This window comes from Streptomyces sp. 3-6 (assembly GCF_056323165.1).
The window spans coordinates 171,915-188,728 of record NZ_JBWHZP010000005.1 but is presented as its reverse complement, the minus strand read 5'-3'; the positions used below and the strand labels follow the sequence as shown (position 1 = coordinate 188,728).

37 protein-coding genes are annotated in these 16,814 nt (G+C 70.5%); 9 read left to right on the top strand and 28 right to left on the bottom strand.

Annotated elements, in window-relative coordinates:
* Positions 1-20: 20 nt before the first annotated feature.
* The 11 genes from AC02VZ_RS09950 to AC02VZ_RS09900 form a co-directional block, all read right to left on the bottom strand.
* The gene (locus tag AC02VZ_RS09950; RefSeq protein WP_476475156.1) at positions 21-188 is read right to left on the bottom strand and encodes a hypothetical protein; all 168 of its coding nucleotides are present in this window, start codon (positions 186-188) and stop codon (positions 21-23) included.
* A gap of 14 nt (positions 189-202) precedes the next feature.
* A complete protein-coding gene (locus tag AC02VZ_RS09945) occupies positions 203-736 on the bottom strand; it encodes an endonuclease domain-containing protein (protein ID WP_476475155.1) in 534 nt (177 codons plus the stop codon).
* 213 nt (positions 737-949) lie between these two features.
* Positions 950-1,141, bottom strand: a complete 192-nt coding sequence (locus tag AC02VZ_RS09940) for a hypothetical protein (protein ID WP_476475154.1) — start codon at positions 1,139-1,141, stop codon at positions 950-952.
* A gap of 2 nt (positions 1,142-1,143) precedes the next feature.
* Positions 1,144-1,275, bottom strand: a complete 132-nt coding sequence (locus AC02VZ_RS09935) for a hypothetical protein (protein ID WP_476475153.1) — start codon at positions 1,273-1,275, stop codon at positions 1,144-1,146.
* Positions 1,272-1,568: a hypothetical protein gene (locus AC02VZ_RS09930; RefSeq protein ID WP_476475152.1), complete on the bottom strand. Its 297-nt coding sequence runs from the start codon at positions 1,566-1,568 to the stop codon at positions 1,272-1,274. The genes AC02VZ_RS09935 and AC02VZ_RS09930 overlap by 4 nt, the downstream gene beginning before the upstream one ends.
* Positions 1,565-2,020, bottom strand: coding sequence for a hypothetical protein (locus AC02VZ_RS09925; protein ID WP_476475151.1), 456 nt, complete (start codon positions 2,018-2,020; stop codon positions 1,565-1,567). Before AC02VZ_RS09925 ends, AC02VZ_RS09930 begins: the two co-directional genes overlap by 4 nt.
* Positions 2,020-2,172, bottom strand: a complete 153-nt coding sequence (locus AC02VZ_RS09920) for a hypothetical protein (protein WP_476475150.1) — start codon at positions 2,170-2,172, stop codon at positions 2,020-2,022. The genes AC02VZ_RS09925 and AC02VZ_RS09920 overlap by 1 nt, the downstream gene beginning before the upstream one ends.
* A 65-nt stretch (positions 2,173-2,237) precedes the next feature.
* Positions 2,238-2,633 (bottom strand): hypothetical protein, encoded by a 396-nt coding sequence (locus AC02VZ_RS09915; RefSeq protein ID WP_476475149.1) that lies wholly within the window; start codon positions 2,631-2,633, stop codon positions 2,238-2,240.
* A 28-nt stretch (positions 2,634-2,661) separates the two neighbouring features.
* Positions 2,662-3,399, bottom strand: coding sequence for a PP2C family serine/threonine-protein phosphatase (locus AC02VZ_RS09910; RefSeq protein ID WP_476475148.1), 738 nt, complete (start codon positions 3,397-3,399; stop codon positions 2,662-2,664).
* Between the two features lie 73 nt (positions 3,400-3,472).
* Complete coding sequence (locus AC02VZ_RS09905) at positions 3,473-3,646, bottom strand: hypothetical protein (protein ID WP_476475147.1); 174 nt, start codon at positions 3,644-3,646, stop codon at positions 3,473-3,475.
* Between the two features lie 11 nt (positions 3,647-3,657).
* Positions 3,658-3,996 carry a hypothetical protein gene (locus AC02VZ_RS09900; protein ID WP_476475146.1) on the bottom strand — a complete coding sequence of 113 codons (339 nt, stop codon included), beginning with the start codon at positions 3,994-3,996 and terminating at the stop codon, positions 3,658-3,660.
* Positions 3,997-4,105: 109 nt separating this feature from the next.
* On the opposite strand from AC02VZ_RS09900, the gene AC02VZ_RS09895 reads away from it, so the two are divergent.
* Genes AC02VZ_RS09895 through AC02VZ_RS09885 form a run of 3 tightly spaced genes read left to right on the top strand, consistent with a single transcriptional unit; the run spans position 4,106 to position 5,018 of the window.
* Positions 4,106-4,333: a hypothetical protein gene (locus tag AC02VZ_RS09895; RefSeq protein ID WP_432053717.1), complete on the top strand. Its 228-nt coding sequence runs from the start codon at positions 4,106-4,108 to the stop codon at positions 4,331-4,333.
* Complete coding sequence (locus tag AC02VZ_RS09890) at positions 4,330-4,767, top strand: endonuclease domain-containing protein (protein WP_432053716.1); 438 nt, start codon at positions 4,330-4,332, stop codon at positions 4,765-4,767. Before AC02VZ_RS09895 ends, AC02VZ_RS09890 begins: the two co-directional genes overlap by 4 nt.
* Positions 4,768-4,820: 53 nt before the next feature.
* A complete protein-coding gene (locus tag AC02VZ_RS09885; protein WP_476475145.1) occupies positions 4,821-5,018 on the top strand; it encodes a hypothetical protein in 198 nt (65 codons plus the stop codon).
* Here the strand turns inward: AC02VZ_RS09885 and AC02VZ_RS09880 are convergent.
* The 11 genes from AC02VZ_RS09880 to AC02VZ_RS09830 all read right to left on the bottom strand — a co-directional run bounded on the left by AC02VZ_RS09880 (position 5,015) and on the right by AC02VZ_RS09830 (position 12,034).
* Positions 5,015-5,512: a hypothetical protein gene (locus AC02VZ_RS09880; RefSeq protein ID WP_476475144.1), complete on the bottom strand. Its 498-nt coding sequence runs from the start codon at positions 5,510-5,512 to the stop codon at positions 5,015-5,017. The two genes, AC02VZ_RS09885 and AC02VZ_RS09880, sit on opposite strands and share 4 nt — an antisense overlap.
* 102 nt (positions 5,513-5,614) lie before the next feature.
* Positions 5,615-6,085: a hypothetical protein gene (locus AC02VZ_RS09875; RefSeq protein ID WP_476475143.1), complete on the bottom strand. Its 471-nt coding sequence runs from the start codon at positions 6,083-6,085 to the stop codon at positions 5,615-5,617.
* A 194-nt stretch (positions 6,086-6,279) separates the two neighbouring features.
* On the bottom strand, positions 6,280-8,388 hold the full coding sequence (locus AC02VZ_RS09870) for a P-loop NTPase family protein (protein WP_476475142.1): 2,109 nt from the start codon (positions 8,386-8,388) through the stop codon (positions 6,280-6,282).
* Between the two features lie 21 nt (positions 8,389-8,409).
* Positions 8,410-9,555, bottom strand: a complete 1,146-nt coding sequence (locus AC02VZ_RS09865; protein WP_476475141.1) for a hypothetical protein — start codon at positions 9,553-9,555, stop codon at positions 8,410-8,412.
* A gap of 23 nt (positions 9,556-9,578) precedes the next feature.
* Positions 9,579-10,178, bottom strand: coding sequence for a DUF6919 domain-containing protein (locus tag AC02VZ_RS09860; protein WP_476475140.1), 600 nt, complete (start codon positions 10,176-10,178; stop codon positions 9,579-9,581).
* Complete coding sequence (locus tag AC02VZ_RS09855) at positions 10,175-10,375, bottom strand: hypothetical protein (protein WP_476475139.1); 201 nt, start codon at positions 10,373-10,375, stop codon at positions 10,175-10,177. Before AC02VZ_RS09855 ends, AC02VZ_RS09860 begins: the two co-directional genes overlap by 4 nt.
* Before the next feature lie 97 nt (positions 10,376-10,472).
* Complete coding sequence (locus AC02VZ_RS09850; protein WP_476475138.1) at positions 10,473-10,661, bottom strand: hypothetical protein; 189 nt, start codon at positions 10,659-10,661, stop codon at positions 10,473-10,475.
* A 215-nt stretch (positions 10,662-10,876) separates the two neighbouring features.
* A complete protein-coding gene (locus AC02VZ_RS09845) occupies positions 10,877-11,107 on the bottom strand; it encodes a hypothetical protein (protein ID WP_476475137.1) in 231 nt (76 codons plus the stop codon).
* Between the two features lie 263 nt (positions 11,108-11,370).
* Positions 11,371-11,601 carry a hypothetical protein gene (locus tag AC02VZ_RS09840; protein ID WP_432053703.1) on the bottom strand — a complete coding sequence of 77 codons (231 nt, stop codon included), beginning with the start codon at positions 11,599-11,601 and terminating at the stop codon, positions 11,371-11,373.
* A complete protein-coding gene (locus tag AC02VZ_RS09835) occupies positions 11,598-11,900 on the bottom strand; it encodes a hypothetical protein (RefSeq protein WP_476475136.1) in 303 nt (100 codons plus the stop codon). The genes AC02VZ_RS09840 and AC02VZ_RS09835 overlap by 4 nt, the downstream gene beginning before the upstream one ends.
* A gap of 11 nt (positions 11,901-11,911) precedes the next feature.
* Positions 11,912-12,034, bottom strand: coding sequence for a hypothetical protein (locus AC02VZ_RS09830; protein WP_476475135.1), 123 nt, complete (start codon positions 12,032-12,034; stop codon positions 11,912-11,914).
* Between the two features lie 117 nt (positions 12,035-12,151).
* On the opposite strand from AC02VZ_RS09830, the gene AC02VZ_RS09825 reads away from it, so the two are divergent.
* The 6 genes from AC02VZ_RS09825 to AC02VZ_RS09800 all read left to right on the top strand — a co-directional run bounded on the left by AC02VZ_RS09825 (position 12,152) and on the right by AC02VZ_RS09800 (position 14,868).
* A complete protein-coding gene (locus AC02VZ_RS09825; RefSeq protein ID WP_476475134.1) occupies positions 12,152-12,475 on the top strand; it encodes a hypothetical protein in 324 nt (107 codons plus the stop codon).
* A 216-nt stretch (positions 12,476-12,691) separates the two neighbouring features.
* Complete coding sequence (locus AC02VZ_RS09820; RefSeq protein ID WP_476475133.1) at positions 12,692-13,195, top strand: NUDIX hydrolase; 504 nt, start codon at positions 12,692-12,694, stop codon at positions 13,193-13,195.
* Complete coding sequence (locus AC02VZ_RS09815; protein ID WP_476475132.1) at positions 13,192-13,602, top strand: NUDIX hydrolase; 411 nt, start codon at positions 13,192-13,194, stop codon at positions 13,600-13,602. Before AC02VZ_RS09820 ends, AC02VZ_RS09815 begins: the two co-directional genes overlap by 4 nt.
* Positions 13,603-13,767: 165 nt before the next feature.
* Complete coding sequence (locus AC02VZ_RS09810) at positions 13,768-14,040, top strand: hypothetical protein (protein WP_476475131.1); 273 nt, start codon at positions 13,768-13,770, stop codon at positions 14,038-14,040.
* 132 nt (positions 14,041-14,172) lie between these two features.
* Positions 14,173-14,502, top strand: a complete 330-nt coding sequence (locus AC02VZ_RS09805; RefSeq protein ID WP_476475130.1) for a GNAT family N-acetyltransferase — start codon at positions 14,173-14,175, stop codon at positions 14,500-14,502.
* Positions 14,503-14,505: 3 nt separating this feature from the next.
* Positions 14,506-14,868, top strand: a complete 363-nt coding sequence (locus AC02VZ_RS09800) for a hypothetical protein (protein ID WP_476475129.1) — start codon at positions 14,506-14,508, stop codon at positions 14,866-14,868.
* Between the two features lie 70 nt (positions 14,869-14,938).
* On the opposite strand, the gene AC02VZ_RS09795 is transcribed toward AC02VZ_RS09800, so the two are convergent.
* The 6 genes from AC02VZ_RS09795 to AC02VZ_RS09770 are packed head-to-tail and all read right to left on the bottom strand — an operon-like array spanning position 14,939 to position 16,787.
* Positions 14,939-15,100 (bottom strand): hypothetical protein, encoded by a 162-nt coding sequence (locus AC02VZ_RS09795; RefSeq protein ID WP_476475128.1) that lies wholly within the window; start codon positions 15,098-15,100, stop codon positions 14,939-14,941.
* The gene (locus AC02VZ_RS09790; protein WP_476475127.1) at positions 15,097-15,495 is read right to left on the bottom strand and encodes an SLOG family protein; all 399 of its coding nucleotides are present in this window, start codon (positions 15,493-15,495) and stop codon (positions 15,097-15,099) included. Before AC02VZ_RS09790 ends, AC02VZ_RS09795 begins: the two co-directional genes overlap by 4 nt.
* Positions 15,492-15,983 (bottom strand): hypothetical protein, encoded by a 492-nt coding sequence (locus tag AC02VZ_RS09785; protein WP_476475126.1) that lies wholly within the window; start codon positions 15,981-15,983, stop codon positions 15,492-15,494. Before AC02VZ_RS09785 ends, AC02VZ_RS09790 begins: the two co-directional genes overlap by 4 nt.
* Complete coding sequence (locus AC02VZ_RS09780; RefSeq protein WP_476475125.1) at positions 15,980-16,228, bottom strand: helix-turn-helix domain-containing protein; 249 nt, start codon at positions 16,226-16,228, stop codon at positions 15,980-15,982. Before AC02VZ_RS09780 ends, AC02VZ_RS09785 begins: the two co-directional genes overlap by 4 nt.
* Complete coding sequence (locus AC02VZ_RS09775; protein ID WP_476475124.1) at positions 16,225-16,425, bottom strand: hypothetical protein; 201 nt, start codon at positions 16,423-16,425, stop codon at positions 16,225-16,227. Before AC02VZ_RS09775 ends, AC02VZ_RS09780 begins: the two co-directional genes overlap by 4 nt.
* Complete coding sequence (locus tag AC02VZ_RS09770) at positions 16,425-16,787, bottom strand: HIT family protein (RefSeq protein ID WP_476475123.1); 363 nt, start codon at positions 16,785-16,787, stop codon at positions 16,425-16,427. Before AC02VZ_RS09770 ends, AC02VZ_RS09775 begins: the two co-directional genes overlap by 1 nt.
* Between the last annotated feature and the right edge of the window lie 27 nt (positions 16,788-16,814).

Genomic DNA, 16,814 nt, shown 5'->3' with positions numbered 1-16,814 from the left:
TCGCGCGGGCTGGCCGCTGCCTAGCGGCGGCGGGCGCCCTTACGCGCGGGCAGTCGACGGTAACGGACGACAGGCCCACCCTTCGTGGCGTGGGCCTTACGCCGGGCGTAGCGCCGGAGTCGAGGGTTGGCCCAGAAGTACTTCCACTGGGCCTTGGACTTGAAGCCGGTGTGCTTTCGTCCCGGCATCAGATCACCTCCTCTTAGCTGGCTTTGCCGAACTCCTTCAGATAGGACAGCGCGGAGTCCAGCCATCCCTCCTTCTCTGCCCCGTGAAGCTGCACGTTGCACCGATGACAGAGGGCGCCGCGCACCTTGCCCGTCTTGTGGCTGTGATCCACCACCTGCGGCTCACGCTCACGGCATATCCAGCAGACGCCATCGTGCTTCGCGACCATGGCGTTCCACTCGGGCTGACTGACGTTGTAGTTGCTGAGCCGTGACTGGGCGGTGCGGTCGGGTGCGCAGGTTGAGCACCAGCGCTGGTTGTAGGTCTTGTTCTCGCAGACCGTTCCGCACTTTTCGCAGTTCCGCATCCGGGTCCAGCGGCGCGGCTGGGGCACGCCTTCCACGACCTTGCCGCCTTTGTACCGACGTAGTCCTTCGTAGAAGCAGGGGCGTGAGCAGTACACGCGGACTCGTCCGTCGCTGCGGTTAGGGCGGTAGTCGAAGCTGGTTCCGCAGATGATGCACTCTTGAGTGCACATGGCGCCGCTTCTGGGCATACGCTTGGTCACGTCGACCTGCTCTTTCAGGTTGGCCGCGCCCCGGGGGTGTCACCAGCACCCGCCGGGGTCTGTGTTTGTTTGTCCCCTCGATTGTCCCATTTTTGGGGTCGTCTCGCTGGGGTTTGATCACTTTCGTCAGCCGGCGATGCCCGCTGCGCCGACGACGCACCCCGACCTTGTGGGCCCGCACCGGACGGCACGAGCCCACAGGGTCGGGGTGGATCACTGCCCGCAGGTGGGGCAGGGCTGCCCTTCGAGGTCGAGGCAGACGGCACAGTCGGCTTCGTCCACGATCTCGTCGTCGCTGACGTCGGCACCACAGAGGGCAAGGTCAGGGTCGCAGCAGAAGACGTGGTTGAGGCTGGTCGGCCCACCGGTACGGGGCGGGGCGGGCGCGGTGGCGAGTGCGGTCACGTCTACTCCTCGTCTCGGTTGTAGTAGTCGTCCCAGTAGCGTCGGTCGGCGGCTGCGGCTTGGGCGGGGGTTTCCTCCCACCAGCCGGGCTCGGGGTGGGGTTCAGCGGTGGTGGGCGGATTGGGGGCGGTCATGAGCGGCCCCCTGTGGCCCACCGCGTCCAGTCGGCGAGCCCACGGGCAGCGGCCTTCTCGATGGTGTCCTCGCGCCGGCTGCTACCGGACGGGCCGAGGTCGGCGAGCCACCACCGCCACCCGTTCCGGCCCGTGCGGCTGGTGCCGCCGTAGGACGGGGCGACCACCACCAGCAGCTGACCGCCGGACACGACATGCCAGCGGCGGGACTCCGACCAGTCCGGCGCCTTCACCATCGTGGCGGCGTCGATGACCTCGCGGGCGCGACGGGCCGACATGCGGCGGGCGGTCATGCCGGGTCCTCCGCTCGCTCGAGCCAGAAGCCGTCACCGTGCTCGTCGTGGTAGCGGCGGCCGACCTCCCAGCCGTCGAGTCGGGCAAGGTCCTGCCACGTCCAGCGAAGGGCGAGTGAAGCCCAGCCGTCCTCGGGCCGGTTCATCAGGCACGGACGACCGTCCACCGGGTGAATACGGACGAGGACGCGGTCGTCCAGCGAGTCCAGGCGCTTCGGCGCGGCCTGAAGGATCGGGCACTCGATGCAGTTCCCAGCCGAGGTGCACGGCCCGTACCCGCCGTAGCGGGCACGGCGGGTGTCCTGCGACTCCCGCAGATGGCTGTAGTCGCGGGGCCGCAGCGCGCACTGGTCGTCGATCAGGGCGCCCATCGCGTTGACGGCGAGCCGGTTCCAGCCCTTCCCGTCGGGGCCGCCGTTGCGGTGCGCGGGAGCCGGAAGGTAGATCGGCATCACTCGGTCCTCCCTTCGGCGATGAGCCGGTCGATGAGGGTGCGGGCGAGGTCGGCGTTGCCGTCGAAGTAGACGGTCAGCGCGTGCTCGATGACCGGGCGGGTGCTGCCTTCGACGGCTTCGTGGTCCTCAGTGGTGGGGGTATCGGTCACGGCAGGCTCCTAGCGGGTGTTGTGGCCGGGCAGGTGGCCCGGCGGGGGCGGTTGGTGGGGCGGGGTCAGTCGGCGTCGCGGCCTTCCAGCCACGCCTCCAGCTCCGGGTTGCCGATCTTCAGGTGCTCGGCCGCCTCGTCACCGAGCGAGTACTCGACCGCGTGCAGCAGGTGCTCGACGATCTCCTTGCGGTACTCGCGGAGCCGGACGTCCAGCTCGGCTTCGATCTCCTCGGTGGGCAGCAGGGCATGGATACGGGCGCGGGCGTCCATGGGGCTCCTGACGGGTCGGGCCGGGTGGTGCGGCCGGCTGGTGTTGGTGGTGTCAAGGTTGGTCGTGGGGTCGGCGAGCGCGATGCGGAGCGCGGTCGTCCGGCTGCCGGTCTGAAAGCGGTCCCAGCCGTGCCGGGCGGCGTTCCACCGGGCGAGCAGGCGGCGGGCTTCCGGAGGGGTGCCGGTCATGTGCGGGGCTCCTTCAGCTTCAGGACGGTCAGGGCCGGATGTCGGCGACGAGGACGGTCGCGTTGTCGGCGTGCGGGTTGGCGACGGCACGCGCGGTGGCGACGGCGGTGTCGACGAAGTGGCGGGCGGCCTCGCCCGGCATGCCGATCAGCTGGTCGGCGAGGTGGTGGCCGGCGTCCTCGTGCGGCTCGTAAGCCCCGTCGGAGGCGAGCAGCAGCCGGAACGAGTCGGCGTGGCAGACCGCGGTCTCGATGGCCGGGTGCCCGACCTCGTTCATCAGCTGCTCGTCGCCCTCGGCCGCGCCCAGGCACGAGGTGATGATGTTCCGGTTCCCGCCCGGCATGCCGTGGCGCGGCGGGTAGATGCGGCGCAGGTTGTGGTCGTTGGTGAGCCGGTCGACGCTGCCGCCACGGATCGCGTAGGCGCGGGCATCACCACACCAGGCGACCGTGAGCGGCTTCCCGGGTGCGGTCACGGCGACGACCGCGCACGCCTGGGCGCCGTCACCCCACATGCCCTGCCGATTCAGTTCGCCGGCGTAGGCGTCGTACACGGCGCGCAGGCCGGCCTCGGCGTCACCGCGACGGGCCGCCGCGCGGGCCAGACGGCGGGCGGCGGTGCGGGTCCAGTCGCGGACCTCGTCGGAGGAGCCGATCCCGTCCAGCAGGACGTAGGCGCGGGCCCCGGACGGGGCGGTGGACACGGCGGTCGCGTCGCACTGGTGAGTGCGGTCACCGATCAGTTGGGCGGTGGCGTAGGTGCGCATGGATGGGTCCCCCGTTGATGTTTGATCGGGGGCCGCCGCGCAGGAGGGCGGCGGCCCGGGTGGCGAGGTGAGGTCAGGCGGTGGTGCGGCGGTCGATTTCGTCGCTGAGCCGGTCGGCGTAGTCGGCGTGGAACTCCTTGACGCGGTCGGTGCCGGCGTAGTCGTCGGTGGTGAGGAGGAGGCAGGCGTCGCGCTGCTCGTGGAGTCCTTCGGTGGACATGGCGGCGAGGTGTTCGGAACGGGGCATGGCGGGTCTCCTTAGGCGGCGAGAGCGAGCTTGGCTGCGGCGAGCTTGAAGGCGGGTCGGCGGGGCTTGTACTGGAGGCAGATCACGGCGACCTCGACGGGCGTGTACCGGTGGGTGGCGCGCATTCGACGACCGGCGTGGACGCGGTGTTCGCGGCCGGTGATGCCGAGCTTCTTGGCGACCTTGCGGAGGGTGCCGACCATGCTGCGGGCGTCGCGGGGGGCGAGGCCGGCGGCGAGCGCGTGGGTCTGGAGGGAGCCTTCGCCGCGGCGGCGGATCTTGGCGGCGGCGCGGGTCTGGGCGGCGCGGGCCTTGATGACCTGGCGGCGGATGCGGTTGGTGCGGATCATGCGGTCCCCCTTGGTGCGACGTTCAGTGAGACCACTGTAGGCACACACCGTTCACATGTCAACACGGTAGGCACACCTCATCCGCCACCAGGGATGGCATACTGCGGTCATGAATAGCGACTACCAGCAGCAGCTCGAAGAGGTCCGTGCCATCGCGCGCCGCATCAGGGAGCGCGACCGCAAGAACGACGAAGACCGCGACCGCATCCGCTCCCTGATCCCCCAGCTCTTCCCTGACCCGACACCACGCGGGCGACTCACCGAGGTAGTCGAGGCAACGGGATGGACGCGCGAGTACGTCGCCCGCATCCGCGACGGGAAGGTGAAGCCCTCTTGAGTGCCCGCGCGGTCGAGGCCGCGTTCCGGCGGGCACAGAACCGGCACTCGAAGTCCGGCAACGTTTGCCACCACTTCACGTACCACCGGCTCACCTGCGACGACTACGACCGACTGCACGCTCGCGCTGAAGGACGGTGCGAGCTGTGCCGCACTCCGGCCCACGCCACTGGCGGGCGTCGACTTGTGGTGGACCACTTCGAGTCGGCGCGCCCCTACGTTCGTGTCATCCGAGGCATGCTGTGCGACGCCTGCAACTCCGTCATGTCATGTCTGGACGGAACCAAGAAGTGGGGGCCGAGGAGAAACGAACTCGAACCCAAGGCGCGCGAGTACCAGGCGCGAGTGCTGCGCGATCTCCCCGCGCCGCAGACCGAATTGATTGAGCGGATACAGCAACGTCGGCGGGAGTTTCTGATCACCCCGCTCCCTTAGCCGCTTCCCCCGTTCCTGCCCCGCCCGTTCTCCGGGCGGGGCAGACTGCTGCCATGGCGATCCGGGCGAGCATCCAAGCGGACAGCGAGGACGAGTGCGTTGAGGGCCTCGCCCGCCTGGTCGACGCGGGCTTCCAGCCCGTCATGATGCCGCGGTACATGACCGACGGCCGGTGGATGGCCCGCGCCGTACCCGCCCCCACGACAAAGGCCCCGACCGAGAACGGCCGGGGCCCAGTGACGGCCGGCTAGCCGAGGCTGGCGGCGAGTTCGCCGTTCTCCGCTTCCTCCGCCGACAGTTGGATCGTCCCCCGGTGCGACACTTCCACCTTGTAGAACCTCTCCCCGCGGGGCACGTCGGGGACCGCGACTTGGAATTCGCAGGCGCCGACGCCGGTCTTCTTGCTGTCGCCGAGCTGCCCGGTGGCGATGACGTCGCCCTTCGCCCCGTACACGGTGACGGCGGCCCCGTTGATGATGTCGTCGTAGCCGCCGGTGCCGACGCACTTGTCGCCGACGACGAGGGCGTCTTCGGTGAGGGCGAACGTCCCCTCCAGGGTGAACGTCGACGGTTCACTGCCGCTGCTGGCCGTGATCAGCCAGGCGCCGCCGACGCCGGACGCCCCAACAGCCAGGCCGAGGAGCCCGGCGGCGAGCGGACTCAGCGTGCGCTTCGACGCGGTGACGGCGGGCGGGTCTACGGGCGGTGGCGGGCTGGCCGGCTGCACGGGAATCTGATCTGTCATGGTCCCCCCAGGGATGTGATGGATCGGCACATTAGCGGCGGATGATGTTGCAAGCGCCCAGTCGGGGCAGGATTCACCGATTCGAGACCAGGGCGCGGGAGGTCACTGTCGGTTGATGTTCTTGGCCCACACGCCGTTGGTGCGGCTGTGGGTGGTCTGCTGGGTGACGGGCCCGTGGAAGTGCTGGTGCACCTCCGGCTCGGGCCGGGCCTTCCGGGCGAGCCGGCCGAGGGCGAGCACCAGGGCGGTCGGGGCGCCGAACACGCAGGCGACGACGGCCGGGTTGGCGTACCCGGACGCCCACAGCACCGCGGTGGCCGCTCCCCCGCCAGTGGCGACGAGGACGCTCGCCGACAGCATGCGGACACTGTCGTCGACCGCCTTCGCGCTCATCGGCGGCCGACCAGGCTGCGGCACGGGCGGGGCAGTGCCAACCACGGGGAGCGGGCTGTCGTCGCGGTAGCTGGTCTGCTGGATGACGTCGCGCACGGCAGCCTGGAGGACGGCGTCGGTGAGCGGGTTGGCAGCCTGCCCGGCCACAGGGGCGGCGGGCGGCTCAGGCAGGACGGTCATGGCGGGTCTCCGGTCGAATGGGGTGTGTGGGGACTGTGCGGAGCGGTGAAGCTGCAGGTCGTGGAGTGTGCGCACCCGTGTGCAGGGGGCCGGCGCCCTGTGCGGCGCGCACAGGGCGAGAGCCTGACCACACAGGGGACGCATAGGGCTAAACCTGCACGAAATAGCACGGACACACAGGGGCAAACTGGGATCTATCGGGAGGCTGTGAGGCCGTCCAGAGTCCAACCCCAGACACGCTTACCGTCGTGCGGGAACTGCACCGCCGGTACCTCCACGTCGAGCCCGGCAAGCCGCTCCTTGAGGGCAGTGCCCGCCCGGGACGCATACCGCGCATCACTCTCACCGTCGGCCTGAACGAACTCCTCGTCCACCGTGGCCAGGTAGGCGAAGACCTCAGCGCGAGTGACATTGCCCCGCCCTGTCGCAGCCGCCGCCTTGATCAGGTGGTCGAGGATGGTCACCTCCGGCTCGACCGCGACCGGCAGCACACCGGCGGCCTTCCGCAGCTCGTAGGCCCGCCGAAGAATCAACTCGACTTCCTCGTCGGTGTAGAAGTACGACTGCGTGAGCACGGGCTCCGACGTCTCACCGGTCTGCAGGTAGCCCACGCCCCGCTGGGACTTGAGGATGCGCTGCGCGTTGTAGCCGGCAGACGCCCGCCCCTTGCCGAGGATCGTGTCGGACGCCTCCGGGGTCATGCAGCGGCCGGCCCAGCGAGTGGACAGGATGTCGCGGATGCCGGTCGGCACGGCGTTCGAGTCGGGCTTCTGTGTGGCGCAGATGACGATCACCGCATAGGCCCGGCCCTGCTGCGTGATCAGCCGCAGGAGTCGGTCCAGTTCCTTCTGCTGCTCCTGACTAGCGGCGGCCATGTAGGACGCCCACTCGTCGATGTAGAGGATGGTGAAGCGCACCCGCTTGTCCTTCGCGGCCAGCGCCTCGGAGAACTTGCGGACCCGGTGATCCTTGACAGCCTGCTTCAGCTCGGGGAGGACTTCCTCCCAGACGTGCCGCAGGATGGCGAGCAGCCGCTCAGGGTCGCCGTCGGTGTCGATCATCTGGGCGATCGGTTCGAACGGAGACAGGTCGAAGCCTCCCTTGCCGTCGGCCAGGTAGAAGTCGGCGGTCACGTCCAGGCTCGCCGACAGCAGCGGGTTGTTCGCCGCAGCGGACTTGCCGGCCCCGGGCTCGCCGCCGAACAGGGCGGTCTTCTCGAACCACTCCACCGCCATGGTGTCGCCGCGCTCGGACACTGCCATCGGTACCGGTGACCATAGGCTGACCTTGTCGGCGGTGAGCAGTGGCCCCTTGTGGGGCTTGCCGGTGAAGGGCACCTTGAGGGTGACGCGCAGGGTGAGCCAGTCCTCCCGCTCTCCCTTGGTCTGGGAGACCTGCTGCACGCTGACGCCGAAGCCGTTGGCGAGCTGAGCCGTCGCGCCGAGGGCTTTCGAGGCGGGGATGCCGTCGGGCAGCTCCAGCCGGACCTCCCAGGCGGAGCCGTCCGCGGTGAGCGTGCACGGCGAAAGCAGCTTGACGACGTCCTCCGCGCCGATGACCTTGGCGCTGCGGTACACGCGGTTGACCATGTCGTCGGTCATGCGGTCGCCGTCGCCGATCTTCGCGTCGCGGTCGGTGTACAGCTCTCCTGTGGTGGTTCGGCGGCCGACCAGTGCGAACGTGGCGAGGGTCGCGGCGGTGGCGGCGAGCCCGCCGGGGGCGCCGAGCAGGTGCAGGCCGGCTCCTTCGACGCCGGCGACCGGGGCGAGGGCGGCTATGCCGCGCACGGCCCGCCGCATCCGGGCGTCCTTCTGCGCTGTCTTGTACTTGCTCATGGCGGACGCCGAGTCGGTGAAGGCGGCTTCCATCTCGCGGCGCCGCTTGTCCTTCTCCTTGCCGGGCATGAGCCTGCGGTCGTGGGCCCACTTGGCGGCCTTGTAGTCGCGCTGGGCCTGCTGCACTTCGTGGCGGGCGGCGATCACTTGGGCGCCCTCGGTGCCTTGCACCCACAGGGCTGTGCGGCGCACACCGCGGGCGATCTGGGAGGCGTGCCCGTGCTCGGTGGCCTGTCGGCGCAGCCACTTGCGGAAGCCGCGGGTGGTGTTGAGGCGTCCGATGGCGGTGCGGTTCTTCCAGCCGGTGCGGGTCTTGGCCCAGGCGGGGGTGAGGGGGGTGTCGCCCATCAGGTCGACGGTCGTCTTGCGGGGCGCAGCGGGCGCCCCGCCCAGACCGGCGTGATAGCTGTTGATGAGCTCCTCCCACTCCGGGTCGGGGGCGCTGGACGGGGTCGTCTCGATACTCACGGGGGCGTGTTCCTTCGGGGGTCAGTGGTGGTGGCCGTTGGCGGCGGGGATGCGGCGGGGGTTGCCGCCGCGTTCGAGGGCGGCCTCGACCTTGGCGACGGTGCTGAACGGCACCGAGTCGCCCTTGGTGCGACGGTGCGGCGGGGGCGCCTTACGGCCGCCCTTTCGTGCCGCCTTCTGGGGCCGCTCGGAGGCGGGGGGTAGATCGGACGCCACCTGCGAAGATCCAGGCTGCGAGATGAGCGCTGAGGGGGCCGGGTGGAGCATCTGGAGGAGACGCCCTCGGGTGCTTACCGGGGACCCGTTTGCTTCGTCCATCGCGGCGGCCAGCGACTGCCGCGAGGCGAGCTGCTGCGCGTGCAGAGCGGGCGTCATACCGGGCGTGGCCGTGCCGTAAAGGATCTCCCACGCGGCGGTGAACGCGTCCTCGAACGGCATGCTCCCGTAGGGCGCTGCGGAGACGAGGCGGCGGGCCAGCTTCACGACGTCCTTGTGATGGCGGTACCGGGCACGGTCGTGCAGAGCGCGAGCCTTCGCTTCGCGCCGCTTCTTCTTCTCCGCGGCGTCGAACGAGAGGTTCATGACCCACTGGCGGATCTCGAAGACCAGCGGGCCGAGGAGCGACACCGCAGCGAGCCCATACCCGACGGCCGCGCTGGTCTCCATCCCGTAGTCGTAGTTGATCCGCGCGGCGTATCCGGCGGCGGTGAGGCACAGTCCGCGCAGCAACCACCGCACCCAGTTGGGCAGGTTCTTCTCGTCGGCGTAGGCGACTCCGGCGGCCATCACCCAGGCCGCACCTTCGAGAGCGAACGGCAGGGTGACCAACCAAAGCGACAGGGCTGCGAAATGCATGATCTGCGCGGGCATGGACGCGGCGACGGACGCGGCGACCAGGGCGAGGGTGCCGCGCTGGTAGACGATGCCGGGGCGGGTGTTCTTCGCCCACGCCTGGGCGCGTTCACGGCGCCGTTCGCGCCTGTCGCGGCGCTGCTGCTGCTTCTCGGCGCGGGCCGCTGCCCTCTCGGCCTGCCGGTTGGCGCGTCGGCGCTCGTCCTCGGCTGCGCGGGCGCGGGCACGGCGGTCGACGGCAGCGTCCTGATCCAGGCGGCGCTGCTCGGCCTCGGCGGCCTGGTTGCGCCGGCGCTCCTCGCTCCAGCTGCTCATCAGGGTCGGTGTCCTCTCGGGTGTCAGGCGGTGGTGGGGTGGGTGGCGAACAGGTCGCCCAGGGCGGGCCACAGCCGGTCGTTGCGGCCGAAGTCGGGGTCGATGACGCACACCTGCCAGGCGTCGATCACCTGCTCGAGGGCCTGACGGCTGGCTCCGGCCCAGATGTGGAGGAGCACGTGGGCCGGCAGGTGCTCACCGAACCGCGTGTACGGCTGGCCGCCGCGCACCGTGCAGGTGACGCCCCGCCCGCACGGCAGGAGCCGCGGGTGGGAGATCAGCACCAGCAATCCGGCGGCTTCACCAGCCCGGCGGATCCGGGTGAGGAGCTCCTCGTCGGCGACCAGGCCGGTCACGGCGGCACGCTGCTGCCAGCGCCACCCGTCGAAACCGATCCCGTCGTAGCCGGGCTGCGAGGCATCGGTGAGGAAACCGGCCCGGTTCGCCGCCGCGAGGGTGGGGACCAGGGCGGTGGTCTCCTCGGCTGCGCCGTCGCTGTAGCCCGGCCACATCGACAGTTCGCCTTCGAGCCAGAGGGCCATCAGGTCGGCCAGCTCGGGAAGGGACTGGGTGGCGGCCCAACGGCGGCGGTCCGCGCGCGCCTTACGCCAGCGCTTGATCATGCCGTCGCCGCCTTCACGGGGGCGGTCCGGTGCTTGAGCCACACGACGACGGCGAGCAGCAGGACGGACGGCGGGATGGCGGCGATGACGGCGGCCAGCCCGGCGAGCGCCAGCGTCACGGGGGCGAGCGCGGCGGGCCACAGGCCGACGGTCAGCAGGTACAGGGCGAGCAGCGCCCAGGCGATGTAGCGGAGCATGACGACCTCTCGGGGTCGGAGGTGGATGGGGGTGGTGGTGCTGCGCCAGTTCTCCTCACCGCCCGCACGGGGTCGGGCGGATCGGACAGCCGGTCAGCTACTGGGGGTCGTCGATGCAGTGGCTGAGGATTCGCAGCGCGGTCTCCTGCCGGTAGTCGCCGGAGTGGGCGGCCAAGTCGTTGGCGGCGTCGCTGCTGCCGGCGTTGAGTCGGGCGGCAGCCTCCCGCACTTCGGTGTCGGTGGGCCGGTAGCCCTGCGGTGCGGGACGGCGACTGAACAGGCCCATGACGGGCTCCTTCCGGGCGGGTGATCGGGGTGGCCGGGGTTGGGGTGCCGCCGCCCGGAGACGGGGGGTAGACGGTCCGGGCGGCGGCGGTTCGGGGGGATCAGCGGGCGAAGATCGCGACCATGACGATGGCCAAGCCGATGACGCCGGGGATCATGAAGCTGAGGATTTCCCACGTGGACTCGCGCATTGCGGCGCTCTCTTCTGGCTGCGGGTTAGGCGGTAGCGGGGTAGTCGAAGCCGTCGAGCTGGGCGAGGAGGTCCAGGTCGGCGGCGAGACGGATCTCCGCGACACGCGCCCGGTCGCCGCGGGCGATGGCGGACGCGTAGTCGGCGAACAGGTCGGAGATCGACAGGACGCGCAGGTCCGAGACGAGCGTCGCCGCGCGGGCCCGACGGCCCAGCTCGGTGTGCGCGTAGTCGGCGGAGAACAGGAACGGAGACATGACGGTGCCCTTCAGGGATGTGGTGGGAGGGGGGTTGGTGGCCGCGGGTGGCGGGCCGGAGGGGAGCCGGGAACGTCCGCCACCCGCGGCGGCATGGGGTGGGGCGGGGCTAGCGGGGCCGGGACTCGGACCGCTTGTTGACCTCGCGGACCTTCTCGGAGAGCTTCTTGCGCTCGTCGTCCGTCACGACGCCTCCCCGGTCAGGTAGGGGTGCGGGCCGCGGGGCCGGCGAGGGAGTTCGTCCTTCGTCTTCTCGTGCTCGCTCACGACGCCTCCCCGACGAGCCGCAGGTGACGGGCACCGGACTGCGGGCGCGGCCCCGCCTGGGGGACATCGGCGGCCGGGACGTGCCAGTGCCCGAGCCGCTGCCGGGTGACCGGGTCGACGACGTACACCAGCACCGCCGGCGATTCGCCATCCCAGGAGGGCAGACCGTCCACGATCCGGGCGGCCGTGGCCTGCAGCTGCTGGAGCCGCTCCCGCTCGCCGCTCACCGGACGACCTCGATCAGGTCGAGCCGGCCAGCGGCCTCCAGGACGGTGCGGGCGGCGGCCATGATGTCCCCGGCCGCAGCCAGGCTGTCGGCGTCGAGGTCGCTCATGTGGCCCGACTCGGCGAGCGGGGCGAGCTGCGTGACACGCTCGGCAGCCGTCTCGTACTGGGCGACCGCACGCACCAGCGGGAACTGGCCCAGCAGCCCGTCCAGCAGAGCCGCGGCGGCCGGCGTGAGGGGCGCGGTGTCGCCCGGGTGATCGGCACGCGGGAGCGTGCTCGTAGAATGCTTCGTAGCCATCAGGGGACCCTTCAGAAGATCCTGGTGGTGAGGCCCTGGCCAGCGGTGGAGTCGCTGAGCTGGGGCCGTCCTATTTGGGTGGCGTTGCCGGTGGAGTCGGCGAGTGAAGCTGCTCGGGGGTGGAGTCCCCTCACCTCTTCAAGGCCATCTTGAAGCCCGGACTGATGCCGTGTCAACCCATACACAGCGAGTCGCGGAAGCCATATCAAGCCAGCCTTGAAGAGGGCTGGTCGCAGCCCTACCCTGACCCCATGACCAAAGCGCTCATCGCCGCCATCGCGGCCACCACAGAAGAGGTAGCGGCCGTCGAAGACCCGGTCGAGCGCTACGAAGCAGCGCGCGAAGCCCGCACCCTCTACAAGGACGGCGACCGCGACCTCATGCTCATCCAGCAAGAGGTCGCCAACACCCTCAAGCAAGGCCGAACCTGGGCAGCCGTCGGATCGATGCTGGGCATCACCGGCTCCCGCGCGGAACAAGTAGCCAGAGGGCGAGGAACGACTGGTCATGCCGTCGAGTCAACGCCCCCCGCGCGCGCGGAAGAAGGACACGACCCTGACACGACCACGACATAGCGAGCACGCCTAGACACCGGGGCGACACGAGGTCGCCACCGGCCCGCCAGACCCGAGCGCAGCGAGCACCGGAGCCTCATTGTGGACCTCGTCGGCACGTGGACCGGCCGCACAGCCTGCCTCCTCCAAGAGGCAATGCGGATGACGAACGAAGCGTTCGCGGAACGCCTCGGAATCTCACCCCGCACTGTCAGCCGGTGGCACGCCCAGCCAGACATGACCCATCGGACCGAGGTGCAGCAGATCCTCGACACGGCATACGAACAGGCGGGTGAGACGGTGCAACGCAGGTTCGCGCTCCTGCTGCGCCCACCCGCCCCGCGCGTGAAGGCGCAGGCGCTGCGGGTGGCGATCGCGATCGTGGTCCGCGGGGACGACGTGCTGCTGGTGTGCAGGCGCGGCGACGGGGACATCCGCTGGCAGTTCCCCGCCGGGATGGTCAAGCCGGGCAGCGATCCGGCGACGGTGGCGGTGCAGGAGACGCACGGCGAAACCGGCGTCCACTGCACGGTGCGGGAGCAGCTCGGCGAGCGCGTCCACCCGGTCACCGGCGTCATCGCGGTCTACTACCTCGCCGACCACCTGGCCGGCGAACCCGCCAACCTCGACCCGCTCGAGAACGTGGACGTGACCTGGGTGCCGCTAGCGTCCCTGACCCGGTTCATCCCGTCCGATCAGATCTTCCCGCCCGTCCTGACCGCCTTGGAGGCGACCGCATGACCGACACCACCACAGCCAAGCCCGCCCTGTCGATGGCGGTCGTCGTCTCTGACGGCAAGCTGCTCATGGTCCGCAGGCGGGAGCGCGAGGGCGACCTGCTGTGGGCGCTACCCGGCGGGCAGATCGAGGACGGGGAGACGGCGGAGGAGGCCGCGGTCCGGGAGACCGCCGAGGAGACCGGACTGGTCGTCGCCGCCAAGCAGCTGCTCGGGAAGCGCGTGCACCCGAAGACCGGCCGGCTGATGTCGTACACGGCGTGCGAGCCGCTGCAGGGCGAGGCTCGGGTGGCGGACGAGGACGAGCTGGACGCGGTCGCCTGGGTCGCCCACTCGGAGGTCAAGGAGTACGTGCCCTACGGCCTGTACGAGCCCGTGCAGGCATACCTCGACGACGTACTGCCGCGGTAGGCCGTCACCCGTGCGGGTGACGGCCCTCACTCTGATCACGAAAGTGCGGCAGCATCTCCCACGCAAGCGAACGGCCGGGCGGTCATCACCCGCCCGGCCGGTTCGACCAGCGAGTCATCACCTCGCTGATCTGTAGCCCATCCCTCGCCAGAGAGAAGGTCTGTCATGAGCGTAGCGCAGGCACCCCGCCTCGACATGCTGGAAACCCCACTCCCCCGACTGCTGGCCGAGCTGGACGTGCAGCTCGTGGATTCGACGATCACCGACCGGTCCTTCTTCGGCGCGTTCGTCGAGCACGAGGACGGGTCGCGGGTGCTGTCGATGCCCGCAGGCCGGCCGGTGCTCGAGAGGGACACGGTGGCGCGGATGCTCCTCGCGGAGGCCCTGGGCCTGGACGCCCCGCCGGCACCGGCGCCGCTCCGGGTGGTGCGCGCCTGACAGCAGTGGAGCCCCCGACCGCACTGCGGTCGGGGGCTTCGTCGTGCCATCAGCGCCATCCTGTAGACAGGACTACAGATGAGTTGTAGTGTGGTCTACAGATGGAGCGAGGGCGCTTCGGAGGGGACCACCATGCTGACGATCACCAGCCGCGCCGGCGACTACTACGGCGACGGCAGCAGCAACTACATCTGGGAAACCCACGACACCGACGGCATTCTCATCGCCGAGCTCTACGTCTCCACCGACCGCCACGAGATCATGAACATCTGGGTCGACGAAGACCACCGCGGCGAAGGCCACGCCCGCCGCCTCTACGAGACCGCGACCAACCAGATGGACGTCTTCCACGCTCCCGCCGCCCACCGCACCCCCGAGGGAAACGCCTTCGCCGAGGCCGTCGGCGGCGACACCATCACCTACCCCTGCGACTGCCACGCCTGCGACACCCTGGAGGACTGACCCATGCGGGAGCATGAACTCGAAGCCTGGCTCGGAGACGACCACGGCCTCACTGACGATCAGGTAAACGAACTGCTCCGCACCGCCGACGAGATCGAGGAGCAGTACCCGGACGAGGACGATCGCGAGGAAAGGGAGGCCGCCCTCACCGCCGCCTACCGGCTGATGGTCGAAGCGCCCGAAGACCTCATCGCCGAGCTGGCCGCCGCACGGACCGCCGCTCGCGCCGCAGAGCGCAAAGCCCTCGTCGCCCTCCGACAGATCGGCGTCACCCGCATCACCAACGGAGACGCCACAGAGGCCGGGTTCGCGCAGCAGGCCGGCGTCGACCGGATGGCCGTCCGCCGCTGGCTCGGCAAGCGCTGATAGCGCCCCCGGCACACAACGAACGCCCCCGCCGCCTCAGACGAGGCGGCGGGGGCGTTCGTCGTGCGGGCTACAGCCAGTCGGCGGTTACGGGTACGTCCTCAAGCCGGTGGTATTGGTCGGCGGTGATCTGCCCGCGCAGGTCCAGCCAGGCCGGGTCTACGGGGTCGGTGAGGAGTTCGGCACCCAGGTCGGCGAGGTCGTCGAAGGACGGTTCTGGCCGGCTGCTCACGCGATCCACCGCCGGACGGGGATCCCGGCCTGCTCGGCGAGCCGCGCGGTGTGGGAGGCGCCGCGGGAGCCGTCCTTGATGAACGCAAGGCACAGGTCCGCGCCGAGCTGGACCATCGCCGCGTTGCGACGGAAGCCGGCGGCCCGGTCGAGGACGCCGCCGGGCCGCCAGTCCGCCGGGCGCTGCTCCTCAACGACCGCGGCGGTGAACTGCCCGGCGACCGCGGCCCACTGCGCGGCGTGCGCGTCGGCTCCTCGAGGGCACGCGCCGTGCACGACGACCAGCGGACGGCCAGCAGGGAGGAGTTCGGCCTGGACGTCGCTGAGCGCTGCCCACACCACACCCGGGGTCGGCCAGTCCCGACTGCCGGTCACCAGAACCCGGAACGGCGTCACGGCGCCTCCCGCTGCTGACCGACGTGGATGCTCAGCCGCATTTCCTGCCCGTATTCGGCGGTCACGAGGTCGCTGATCGTCTGCGCCCACTGGGTGGCGTTCTCCGGGGTGGGGGCGTGCACGGTCACGGTCACTGTGCAGACGGCGCCGGTCGCCTGCACCCGTGCCCGGTTCTCCGCGGTGTCCGGATGCCCGGGGCAGATCCACGGGTACGGCAGGGCGGCGGTGTCGCACAGCGGGCAGTCCTCCGCGTTCCCGGCACAGCACCAGCGCGCGGGCTCCGGGACGGCGTCCAGGTCTTCGAGATTCGGGCGGTCGGCTATGCGGGTGTCCTTCGGTTCGTCCCAGGCGGCGCCTCCGCGTTCGCGGCCGTCGATGATGAGCGGCCCGGCATGCGGGTCACGCTCCGGCCGGTAATGCCCGGCGGGCTCGGTGCACAGCGTCTCGGGATAGCGGTGGTGGGGCGCACCGCATCGCTGGTCGGTCATGCGGCTTCCTCCCGCGTGTGTGCGGTGGCGATGGCGGTGAGGTCGGCGATCGTGATGTGGCCGTGGTAGATCGCGAGGGCGACGGCGTGGGTGCGGTCGCGGGCATCAAGGAGCCGGTACACCTCGCCGAGGTGCCGGTCGACGGTGGTGCGGCCGATGCCGAGGCGGCGGCCGGCCTGCTCGCTGGTGTAGCCGGAGGCGGCGAGGAGCAGCACCTGCCGCTGCCGCACGGTCAGGCCCTTCACGGCTTGCCGCCCCGGTTGCGTGGCGTGGCGAGGCGTCCTTCGCGGATGGCTTTCTGCCGGAGGGCGTCCTCGATGACGGCGGCGGGGACGAGGCCGGGGAAGCAATCCCGCAGCAGCCGTTCCGTGGTCGGGTTGATGTAGCGGCGGGCCGTGGATGGCTTGGCCGGGATGTTCGCGCCCGGCTTCGCCGCGCTCATCAGTGGGCCCGCTTTCCGCGCCCGCTGTACCAGGGCAGGGCGAGGTCATCGTTCTCGGCGCGAGGGACGAGGTGCAGGTGCAGATGGAACACGGACTGCGTGGCTTCCCGACCCTTGCTGGTGATCAAGTTCATGGGCCGGTCGGTCCACTGCATGAGTTGTGCGGCGCGGCGCATCGCGTCTGCGGAGACTGCCGGGTCACTCGCGAAGTCGCGGACGTGCTGCTTCGGGATGACGAGGGTGTGCCCGTCGACCACGGGGTTCAGCGGGACGATCGCGAAAGCGTCGGACCACTCGTGCACGAACGTGGCGGGCGCGCGGCCGAGGTTGATCTCGCAGAACGGGCAGGACTGTTCAGTCATCGGTGGGTCCCTTCTGGTGGGCCGCCG